At 65.6% G+C, this 10,600-nt stretch carries 10 protein-coding genes; 8 read left to right on the top strand and 2 right to left on the bottom strand.

The features are described from left to right. The coding region (locus Q7J26_RS16085) for an HAD-IIIA family hydrolase (RefSeq protein ID WP_304937375.1) at window positions 1–415 on the top strand (415 nt) is incomplete at its 5' end. A 61-nt stretch (window positions 416–476) separates the two neighbouring features. Further along, window positions 477–1,358: an alpha/beta fold hydrolase gene (locus tag Q7J26_RS16080; protein ID WP_304937374.1), complete on the top strand. Its 882-nt coding sequence runs from the start codon at window positions 477–479 to the stop codon at window positions 1,356–1,358. On the opposite strand, the gene Q7J26_RS16075 is transcribed toward Q7J26_RS16080, so the two are convergent. Next, window positions 1,355–2,329 (bottom strand): ABC transporter ATP-binding protein, encoded by a 975-nt coding sequence (locus Q7J26_RS16075; RefSeq protein WP_304937373.1) that lies wholly within the window; start codon window positions 2,327–2,329, stop codon window positions 1,355–1,357. The two genes, Q7J26_RS16080 and Q7J26_RS16075, sit on opposite strands and share 4 nt — an antisense overlap. Before the next feature lie 106 nt (window positions 2,330–2,435). Between Q7J26_RS16075 and Q7J26_RS16070 the strand changes: the two genes are divergently transcribed. The 5 genes from Q7J26_RS16070 to dinD all read left to right on the top strand — a co-directional run bounded on the left by Q7J26_RS16070 (window position 2,436) and on the right by dinD (window position 8,176). After that, window positions 2,436–2,675, top strand: a complete 240-nt coding sequence (locus tag Q7J26_RS16070) for a zinc-finger domain-containing protein (protein WP_183196887.1) — start codon at window positions 2,436–2,438, stop codon at window positions 2,673–2,675. A gap of 91 nt (window positions 2,676–2,766) precedes the next feature. Next, the gene (locus tag Q7J26_RS16065; RefSeq protein ID WP_304937372.1) at window positions 2,767–3,207 is read left to right on the top strand and encodes a VOC family protein; all 441 of its coding nucleotides are present in this window, start codon (window positions 2,767–2,769) and stop codon (window positions 3,205–3,207) included. Then, window positions 3,207–3,833, top strand: coding sequence for a DUF6655 family protein (locus tag Q7J26_RS16060; RefSeq protein WP_304937371.1), 627 nt, complete (start codon window positions 3,207–3,209; stop codon window positions 3,831–3,833). The genes Q7J26_RS16065 and Q7J26_RS16060 overlap by 1 nt, the downstream gene beginning before the upstream one ends. A gap of 38 nt (window positions 3,834–3,871) precedes the next feature. Next, a complete protein-coding gene (gene polA, locus Q7J26_RS16055) occupies window positions 3,872–6,787 on the top strand; it encodes a DNA polymerase I (RefSeq protein ID WP_304937370.1) in 2,916 nt (971 codons plus the stop codon). 534 nt (window positions 6,788–7,321) lie between these two features. Continuing rightward, window positions 7,322–8,176, top strand: a complete 855-nt coding sequence (gene dinD, locus Q7J26_RS16050) for a DNA damage-inducible protein D (protein WP_304937369.1) — start codon at window positions 7,322–7,324, stop codon at window positions 8,174–8,176. Window positions 8,177–8,413: 237 nt separating this feature from the next. Here the strand turns inward: dinD and Q7J26_RS16045 are convergent, their stop codons facing one another. Next, a complete protein-coding gene (locus tag Q7J26_RS16045; RefSeq protein ID WP_304937368.1) occupies window positions 8,414–9,517 on the bottom strand; it encodes a restriction endonuclease in 1,104 nt (367 codons plus the stop codon). A gap of 241 nt (window positions 9,518–9,758) precedes the next feature. Here Q7J26_RS16045 and Q7J26_RS16040 point away from each other — a divergent pair. After that, window positions 9,759–10,600 (top strand): hypothetical protein (locus tag Q7J26_RS16040; RefSeq protein WP_304937367.1); only part of this gene is annotated, 842 nt, incomplete at its 3' end.

Here is a 10,600-nt window from a genome sequence, read left to right as displayed (position 1 = left end):
GGGCGCGACGGCGGCGGTGCGGCGGTTGAACCGGCTGGGCTATCTGGCGGTGATCGTCACCAATCAGTCGGGCGTGGCGCGCGGGATGTTCGACGAGGACCAGATGAACGGCTTCAACGCCTTGCTGGTCAAACGCCTGGCCCAGGATGGGGCGGTGATCGGGGCGGTTTACGCCTGCCCCTTCCATCCGGAGGCGCGCGACGAACGCTATCGCCATCCCGACCATCCTGACCGGAAGCCCAATCCCGGCATGCTGCTGCGGGCCATCGCCGATCACGACATCGATCCGGCGAAGTCCTTCATGATCGGCGACCAGCCGCGCGACATCGAGGCGGCGCAGCGGGCGGGCGTGTCGGGCTTCCTGTTCCAGGGCGGCGATCTCGACGTCTTCGTGCGCGAACTGATCGGCGCCTGACGCCATCGCATTTCCTCGCGCGGTGAATTACTCTGTCCGTCTTGGATTGAAGGAGATCGCCGTGGCCTTGGTCGCTCCCTATGTCGAACGTCGCTGGAAATCCCCGGACGGGCTGGACCTGTTCGCGCGCGACTATGCGCCCGGTCCCGGCGTGGCCCGGCCCCCCGTCATCGCCATCCATGGCCTGACGCGCAACAGCGCCGACTTCGAGGTCATCGCCCCCCTGCTGGCCCAGAGCGGGCGGCGCGTCCTCGCCGTCGATGTGCGCGGACGCGGCCTGTCGGATCGCGCGCCGGATCCGATGACCTATCGGCCCGATGTCTATGCCAAGGACATCTTGGCCCTGATGGAGCAGGCGGCGATCGACCGCGCCGTCTTCGTCGGCACCTCGATGGGCGGGCTGATCACCATGGCCCTGACGGCGTTGAAGCCCCGGGCGGTGGTCGCCGCCATACTGAACGACATCGGTCCCGAGGTGGCGCCCGAAGGCCTGGCGCGCATCGCCTCCTACAGCGGCCAGCCCGTCGAGATCGGCTCATGGGCCGATGCGGCGGCCTATGCGAGGCGGATCAACGGGCTCGCCTTTCCCCACTATTCCAATGCCGACTGGGACGGGTTCGCGCGGCGAATCTTCCGTCAGCAGCCGGATGGGGAGATCGGGCTGGACTATGACCCGGACATCTCGGTTCCGATCCGGGCGGCGGGGGCCAAGGCCCTGGTCCCGAACCTCTGGCCTATGTTCCGGCGTCTGGCGAAGACCAAGCCGACCCTGCTGGTGCGGGGCGAGGAGTCCGATCTGCTGAGCCCCGCCATCGCGGAGAAGATGAAGAAGGCCGCGCCGGCCATGGCCTATGTCGAGGTCCCCGGCGTCGGCCACGCGCCGATGCTGGACGAAGCCGAGGCCAAGGCGGCGATCTTCGAATTCCTGGCGGACGTGGATTAATCCTTCGTCGGATCGACCTGGCTGGCGTCGCCATAGGTCAGGGCCAGGAAGACGTCTTCCAGGTCCGGGTCCTCGGTGGTGATGTCGGCGATGGTGACGCCGGCGGCGCGGACGGCGTTGATGACCTGTTCCACCGACGACTGACCCTTCTTGTAGGTCACGGCGAAGGCGCCGCCGGGACGCGGCGTGACCTGGAAGCCGTCCAGCACCGGGGGCGTCGCCTGGGGCGTCTCAGGCGTGACTACCACATTGCGGCTGTCCAGCCGGCGCAGCAGTTGCGGCGTCGGCTCGCAGGCCACCACCTGGCCGCGGTTGACGATGGCGATGGTGTCGCAGAGCTCCTGCGCCTCTTCCAGATAGTGGGTGGTCAGTACGATGGTCACGCCCTCGGCGTTGATCTGGCGAACATAGGCCCACAACTGGCGACGCAGTTCGACGTCCACCCCCGCCGTCGGCTCGTCCAGGATCAGGATGGGCGGATTGTGAACCAGGGCCTTGGCCACCATCAGGCGACGTTTCATCCCGCCGGACAGGGCGCGGACATAGGCGTTGGCCTTGTCCGACAAGCCCAGGGCCGCCAGCAGTTCGTCGGAGCGACGTTCATTCTTCGGCACGCCGTAGAAACCGGCCTGGACCTCCAGCGACTCGCGCGGGGTGAAGAAGACGTCGGCGACGATCTCCTGCGGCACGACGCCCAGGGCAGCGGCGGCGTCGCGAGGCTCGCGGTCGATGTCGCGGCCCCAGATGGTCACCGTGCCCTCCGACTTCTTGACCACGCCGGCCAGGATATTGATCAGGGTCGATTTTCCGGCGCCGTTCGGCCCCAGAAGCCCGAACACCGAACCACGCGGAATGACCAGATCGACCCCGCGCAGGGCCGTCTTGGGCGCCGACTTCTTGGAGCCGGCGTAGGTCTTCTTCAGCCCGCGCACCTCGATGGCGTTGTCGGGCAGGGTCGTCGCATCGGTCATTCGGGGCGCTTTGATCGAGAAATCGGGTCGCGCGGCGGTTTGACGCCGCCGGACGGGCCGCATAGGTATGCGCCCGACGCCTCCTCGCCAAGATACGAGCCGAATAATGCCGCCCCGCCATCCCGACGCGATCATCCCTCCGCCCGAACAAGTCGTGGTTTCGACCAAGCGCGTCGCCTGCGACGGTGGTGGCGGCGCTCTGGGCCATCCGCTGGTCTATATGGACATGGGCGAGGACGACTTCATCGAATGCGGCTACTGCGACCGCCGCTTCGTCCTGTCGGCCCATCCGCACGACGAGAGCGAATATCTGAGCCCGGCCGCCCGCGCGCCCGAGGCGCACTAAACGCTTACCCGGCGTCAACCGAGTCGTCGTATCGCCATGGGGCGGCTATAGGGGCGTTGAACCGCCCCTCCCCGGATGGAGACTTGTAGTCTTGCGCTATCTGCACACCATGGTCCGCGTACAGGACCTCGACGCCTCGCTGCATTTCTACTGCGACCTGCTGGGCCTGCAGGAGGTGCGCCGCACCGAGAACGAGAAGGGCCGCTTCACCCTTGTCTTCCTGGCTGCGCCCAAGAATCTGGAACAGTCGGCGGCGGAACGCTGTCCCGAGGTCGAACTGACCTTCAACTGGGATCCGGAAACCTATCAGGGCGGCCGCAACTTCGGCCATCTGGCCTATAAGGTCGATGACATCTACGCCGCCTGCCAAAGGCTGATGGATGGCGGGGTGGTGATCAATCGCCCGCCGCGCGACGGCAACATGGCCTTCGTCCGGTCGCCGGACGGGATCTCAATCGAACTGCTGCAGGAAGGCGAGCCTCTGGCGCCGGCCGAGCCCTGGGCCTCAATGCCCAATACCGGCGTCTGGTAATGCGCGGCCTTCCCCTGTCCCGGACGGCGGCTCTGCTGGCCGCGAGCGTGCTGGCGTCGGGCTGCGCCTCAACGACCGAAAGCAACACCGGACGCACCGCGACCGAACAACTGTTGCTGGCGCGCGCGTCGGACAAGGCGGTCGAAGGCCTGTCCCTTCCCCTGCCCACGGCGTCATCCATCTTCGTCGACGAGTCCTATTTCCAGGGCGAGGGCTCGCGCTACGCCATCAGCGCCATCCGCGCCGCCCTGTCCGACGCCGGCTATCGGTTGGCCCGCAACAAGGAAGAGTCCGACGCCGTGTTCGAGATTCGATCCGGCGCCCTGTCGCTGGAGCAGATGCGGCGCGTGGTCGGTATTCCGGAAATGCGTATCCCGATCAATGAGACCCTGAACGTCGTTTCGCTGCCGGAATTGTCTGTCTACAGCAATCGCGACCGTGTCGGCGTCGCCGAGTTCTCGGGCTTTCTGTACGAAGCCAAGACGGGCTCGCCTCTGGGCGCCGTCCTGCCGATGATCGGCCAGTATCGTATCCGCAGTCACAAGGTTCTGATGATCGTCGCCTGGGGTCAGCAGCAGGCCCAGCCGGGTCAACGCGACCCTGGATCCAGCTGGACCGAATTCTGACGGCTGACGCGGCGGCTTCGGCCGCCTATGTTCCGGCCATGACCGACGCCGCCGCTTCCGAGACCGCCCCCGAACAGGATCGCCCCCTCACCCAGGACGGCCCCGCCCTGCGGCTGTGGATGATCGACGCCTCGGCCTATATTTTCCGCGCCTACCACGCCCTGCCGCCGCTGACGCGAAAGTCCGACGGCCTGCCGGTCGGGGCGGTCCAGGGCTACTGCAACATGTTGTGGAAGCTGTTGAAGGACATGAAGGGCGCCGACGGCCCCACCCACCTGGTCGCCATCTTCGACCATTCTGAAAAGACCTTCCGCAACACCCTGTACGACCAGTACAAGGCGCATCGCCCCCCGGCGCCGGAAGACCTGGTTCCGCAGTTTCCTCTGGTGCGCGAAGCGACAGCGGCCTTCGGCGTCCACTGCGTCGAGCTGGCCGGCTACGAGGCCGACGACCTGATCGCCACCTATGCCTGCAAGGCGCGCGAGGCCGGCGGCGAGGCGGTGATCGTGTCCTCCGACAAGGATCTGTTGCAGCTGATCGGCGGCGGCGTGGTCATGTGGGATCCGATGAAGGATCGCCGCCTGGCCGAGCCGGAGGTGTTCGAGAAGTTCGGCGTCGGCCCCGAAAAGATGGTCGATCTTCAGGCCCTGATCGGCGACAGCGTCGATAATGTCCCCGGCGCCCCCGGCATCGGCCCCAAGACGGCGGCCCAGCTGCTGGACGAATACGGCGATCTGGACGCTCTGCTGGCGCGCGCCGGCGAGATCAAACAGCCCAAGCGCCGCGAGACCCTGATCAATTTCGCCGACCAGATTCGTCTGTCGCGCGAGCTGGTCCGCCTGACCTGCGACGCCCCGGCGCCCGAGTTGATCGAGGATTTCGCCGTGCGCGATCCCGATCCCGAGGCCTTGTCGGCCTTCCTGGACAAGATGGAGTTCCGGTCGCTGCAGCGCCGCGTCGGCGACGGCAAGGCTGGGCCCAGCGAGATTTCGGCCTTTGCGCCCAAGCGCGCGCCGAACCTGAGCGCCCCCGTCGCCACGCCTCGCTACGGGCAGGTGGTGGAAGGTCCCGCCGAGGCTCAGAGCTTCGACCTCGAGGCCTACGAATGCGTACAGACCGAAGAGGCGCTGGATCGCTGGATCGCGCGGGCAACTCAGGCAGGCGTGGTGGGTTTCGATACAGAAACCTCGTCGCTGTCGGCGACGCATGCCGGGCTGTGCGGGGTCTCGCTGGCGGTGGGACCGAACCAGGCCTGCTACATCCCGCTGACGCATGAGCATGAGCCCCAGGCGGGCGAGGGCGGGCTGTTTGGGGAGCCGGGCGAGGCGCGGGAGCCGCTTCAGCAGCTGGACAAGGCGACGGCCTTGGCGAAGCTCAAGGTTTTATTGGAAAATCCGTCGGTTCTGAAGGTGCTGCAGAACGCGAAGTACGACCTTGCCGTCATGGCGCGGCGGGGGATCCGGGTGGCGCCCTATGACGACACCATGCTGATCTCATACGTGCTGGAGGGCGGGCTGCACGGGCATGGGATGGACGAGCTGGCGCGGCTGCATCTGGGGCATGAGCCCATCCCGTTCAAGAGCGTGGCCGGAACGGGCAAGAGCCAGAAGTCGTTCAGACACGTCGCCCTGAAACCCGCCACCACCTACGCCGCCGAAGACGCCGACGTCACCCTGCGTCTGTGGCGCCTCCTCAAGCCCCGGCTGGCGCGCGAGGGCCTGTCCACCGTCTATGAGACCCTGGAACGCCCCCTGCCCGCCGTCCTGGCCGAGATGGAGACCGCCGGCGTCCGCGTCGACCCCGACCGCCTCAAACGCCTGTCCAGCGAGTTCGGCCTGCGCATGGCCGAGCTGGAGGCCCAGGCCCACGAGATCGCCGGCCGCCCCTTCAACATCGGCTCCCCCCGCCAGATCGGCGAAATCCTGTTCGGCGAGCTTAACCTGCCCGGCGGCAAGAAGACCGCCTCGGGCCAATGGGGCACCGACGCCAGCGTGCTGGAAGACCTGGCCCACACCCACGCCCTGCCCCGCGTCCTGCTGGACTGGCGCCAGCTGTCCAAGCTGAAGGGCACCTATACCGACGCCCTGACCGCCGCCGCCGACCCCGCCACCGACCGCGTCCACACCAGCTACCAGCTGGCCGCCGCCACCACCGGCCGCCTGGCCAGCTCGGACCCCAACCTTCAGAACATCCCGATCCGCACCGAGACCGGCCGCGAAATCCGCCAGGCATTCATCGCCGCCCCCGGCCATCTGCTGATCAGCGCCGACTACAGCCAGATCGAACTGCGCCTGCTGGCCCATATCGGCGACATCCCCGAACTGAAACGCGCCTTCAAGGCCGGGCTGGACATCCACGCCGCCACCGCCAGCGAGATGTTCGGCGTCCCCGTCGAGGGCATGCCCTCTGAGACCCGCCGCCGCGCCAAGGCCATCAATTTCGGCATCGTCTACGGCATCAGCGCCTTTGGTCTGGCCGCCCAGCTGGGCATCGATCAGGGCGAGGCCGGCGCCTATATCAAGACCTATTTCGACCGCTTCCCCGGCATCCGCACCTATATGGACAAGACCAAGGCCGAGGTCCGCCAGGCCGGCTTCGTCTCCACCGTCTTCGGCCGCCGCATCCACATCCCCGCCATCCACTCGAAATCGGGCGCCGAACGCCAGTTCGGCGAGCGCGCCGCCATCAACGCCCCGATCCAGGGCGCCGCCGCCGACATCATCCGCCGCGCCATGATCCGCATGCCCACAGCCCTGGCCGAGGCCGGACTGAAAACCCGCATGCTGCTGCAGGTCCACGACGAACTGGTCTTCGAAACCCCCGAGGCCGAGGCCGACCGCGCCATCACCGTCATCAAGCGCGTGATGGAAAATGCGTCAGATCCGGCGGTGGCCCTGACTGTCCCCCTGGTGGTGGATGCGCGGGCGGCGGCGAACTGGGATGCGGCGCATTGAGGCGGCTACCGGCCCCGATGCAGTCGGGTCCTGCTTGAGCCGAGGCGAGTGATTCGTAGAAGAACCGCACCTGAAGATCGGTTTAGTCGAGCAGAGCTTCGAGCTTAAATTCCAGCCGGACAGGTTTTCGCCTAAGCCTAGGAAATAGCGAAACAACAAATTCCCCAAGCAGGATTAGCATTTGGCGGAGTCAAACAATTTAACTGCGAATCGACCAACGAATCAGCGTTGACCGACATCCCAAACGAGACTGTGCTGTGAACGTCACGCGACGGTGTAGTCACCGGAGAGGTAGGATCTCTCCGGTGACATGGCAGCCTTGGATTGGACCGTGACTGGCAGGAGTGTGGATCAACGCCGCGCCGTCGGCGGTGTTGATCTTCCTGACGAGATCAAGGTCGTCCTGAAGCTTGACGCGGTCAAGTGATATTCCCTGCGTAGCTTGGACCAAATCGCCCCCGGAGAACGAACCGGCCTCACTCTTCTCGCGCGAAACCCTATTGACTTGAGGTTGCTGTTTTGTTCTCATCAAGCATGGCCGAAATCGAGACCTCTCAGCCGCATAGGCAGTCGTTCGAATCCATCCGTCGCGAAGACGACGGAGTGGAATACTGGCTAGCGCGGGAACTGGCCCCTGTCCTCGGCTATCAGGATTACCGAAACTTCCTGGCGGTGGTGGAAAAGGCCCGCACCTCGGCGGCGTTGGCCGGTTTCGACCCGGCCGACCATTTCGGTGACGTCACCAAAATGGTCCAGATCGGCTCCAGCGCGCAGCGCGAGCTCGCCGACCTGCGTCTGTCCCGCTACGCCTGCTATCTGATCGTCCAGAACGGCGACCCTGCCAAGCCGATTATCGCCGCCGGTCAGACCTATTTCGCCGTCCAGACCCGGCGTCAGGAAATTCAGGACGATCCCGCCTTCGGCGCCCTGTCCGAGGACGATCGTCGCCTGATGTTGCGCCGGGAAATGGCCCACCATAACACCGCCCTGGCCTCGGCCGCCGGCCAGGCGGGCGTCGTCACCGGTCTGGACTATGCGGTGTTTCAGGACCACGGCTATCGCGGCCTGTACGGCGGCCGCTCGATGCGCGACATCCACACGCACAAGGGTCTGAAGAAGAGCCAGAAAATCCTCGACCACATGGGCTCGACCGAACTGGCCGCCAACCTGTTCCGCGCCACCCAGACCGAGGACAAGCTGAAACGCGACGGCGCCCGCACCAAGGCTCAGGCCAACGACATCCACCGCGCTGTCGGCCGAAAAGTCCGCGCCACCATCGGGGAACTGGGCGGCGTCATGCCCGAACACCTGCCCACCCCCGACGCCAGCATCCAACAGCTGGAACGCCGCAAGGCGAAGACGCTGAAAGACGACTCAGCCGACGACTGACGCGCGGCGAACCCGCCTATAGAACCGTCATCCTCGCCCTTGTGGCGAGGATCCAGACTCCCGGTGTGTCCGCAGGGGACTCCACCGTCGATACCGGGAGTCTGGATACTAGGGACAAGCCCTAGGATGACGAAAGCGGGAGTCTCAGTCGGCCAGCTTCGACGCAGCTGATCATTGTGGTGACATCATCGCAATGGTCCACACCGGCACCTGGGTATCATGACGGCAACGCCGGGCTTAACCCTCTCCCCGAGCGACGAGCGCCTCATAATCAGCGAATCGACGCTCGAGCCGCGCTTGAATCGCCCTGTCCGTCACCGGGATGTAGTGCGACGCATAGATGATATCCTGGGTGAAGCGCGCCCTGATCAGCTCACCGGCCTGAAAGCTCTCCACGAGCGTCCAAGTTACGAGTTCGCCGTTCACCGCATCGCACCGATAGTACATCAGCGGATGATAGCCAAAGTAGAAGCTACCGGGTTTGACGTTACGTGTTCCCAGCGGAAGTTCGTCGAAACCGAACCGGCTGACGTCGCCGGTCAGGACATTAGTGTAGCAGACCCGCCCAGCGAAGAGACTCGGATCGATCTTAAGGTTGCCGGTGATCATGCGCGATGCCGTGCCGACTATCGTCCACTCTAGGGCCTTGGCCCGGCCGCGAGGGAAGAAATAGTCGTCTGGCGGCACGAGCGCGGTGGCAGGCCGGAAAGTCTCGCTGCGCTGTAGGCGCTCGCCTTCATTCAACGTCATAATGGGCTGTCCCTGTACAACCTCCATTAAGGAGCGACCATCGCCGAGTCGCGTGCGATCCATGTAGTAGTTCATCTGTGTGGGCTCGCTCGGCAGGGTCGCTCGGGCGCCGGTATCATAGACAACTACAAACGATGGGACCGAGGCCACGATGCGGAGTTCGCCGATCCCGAGTTGCGTCTCTGCATCGGCCGGGGCGTCCGGATTTCTGCGCATCACCATCGCTCCGGCCGCAGCTGGAATGGTCAGTTCGTCCAGATCAAAGCTGATCGTGAAAAGATCGACCCCGTGGCGAAGCGCGACAGTCTTTGCGCCCTCTTGAAATCCAGCCGCAGTAACGAAGACGGCCTTATTGGCTCTCTGGTCTCCCGCCTTGGAAACGAAAGCGTCCAGATCCGAGGCCGAGGCGGGACGTTTCCGATTCTTGACTTCGATCAGCACCAAATAGCGCAGCGTCCCCATTTGAAAGCGGACCACGACGTCGAACTGCCGGCCATTGATGATCTCATTCCACTGAACATCCGCAGCGTCGCCAGTGATAGTGTGGATTCCGGCTACAAGCCGCTCCAGATATTCGTCATCCTTGATCACAACCTGATTTGATTCCCTAGCGTGAGCGGCAACGTAGCGCGAGAAGACTCAGGGTCGCAATTCGGCGGTCCACCAAATTCCGCCGTCGGCGCTTGGTAGCCGTGCCGCACCCAGCGATTATGGGCGCTACCCTCCCCCTGCGCACCTAATTCCGCGAACGAACCCCTTCCGAAACAATCCCCTAACCACGCCGATCTGCGATTTGCTCGCCTGAGGAGCGACCTGGCTTAGGCTTCTCCGAATGGGAAAGCCGAGCAAGCTGAGCGATGAGGAATGGGGGGCGTTGTTCGACCGCGATGCGCGGGGCGAGCGGCGGTCGGATCTGGCGCGGGAGCATGGGGTGTCGATCTCGACCATCTGCTGGCAGGCGAAGAAGCGCGGGCGGATGAAGGGGCAGGCGCCGGATGCGGTGGATCATCGCCGGCGGCCGGCGGAGGGCTGGCCGGCGGATCATGTCTTTCCTCAGAGCCGTTCGGGCATGACGCCCGCGCGCTGGCGCGAGCTGTTGGCGCGGCGGAATGCGGGCGAGACCAGTGCGGTCCTGGAGGCCGAGTACGGGGTGACGACGGGGGCCATCGGCTGTGCGGCGCAACGCTATGGGCTGCGGAAAATGGACACGCCGGGGGCGGTGTATCAGCCGCGCGGACCGGCGGCGGGGGCCTATAAATACGGCCGGGGGGAGCCGGCCCTGTCCATCGAGATCGACTGGAGCGATCCGGTGGGGACGGTGCGCGAGCTGCACGCCGATGTGCTGAAGCGGCTGGGCGATGGGGACGAGCCGGAGGCCGCGCGGCTGTGGCGCTGGTCCCAGCGGACGCGGGTCATGGCGGGCGTCAGCGCGGCGGATCTGCGGGCGCTCTGGAAGAGGAATTTGCGGGCGAGACCATTCTTGCCTGGGGGCTACCGCCCTTCGGGCTGCTTGAGCCCCCAGACCCCCGGTGGGCCTGAGGACGGTCAGGGCGCTGGGGGCTTGGTTCTTCGGGAGGCGCAGCGGCCGCCGGAGGGGGCGTGGTCGACCTGGTTGTTTCTGGGCGGGCGGGGGGCGGGCACGACTCAGGCGGGGGCGTCGAGGAACGCGGACAT

The organism is Brevundimonas sp. (assembly GCF_030656255.1).
Lineage (GTDB): Bacteria > Pseudomonadota > Alphaproteobacteria > Caulobacterales > Caulobacteraceae > Brevundimonas.
Note: the sequence above shows the minus strand (reverse complement) of the source record. Positions and strands in the feature narration are given on the sequence as shown.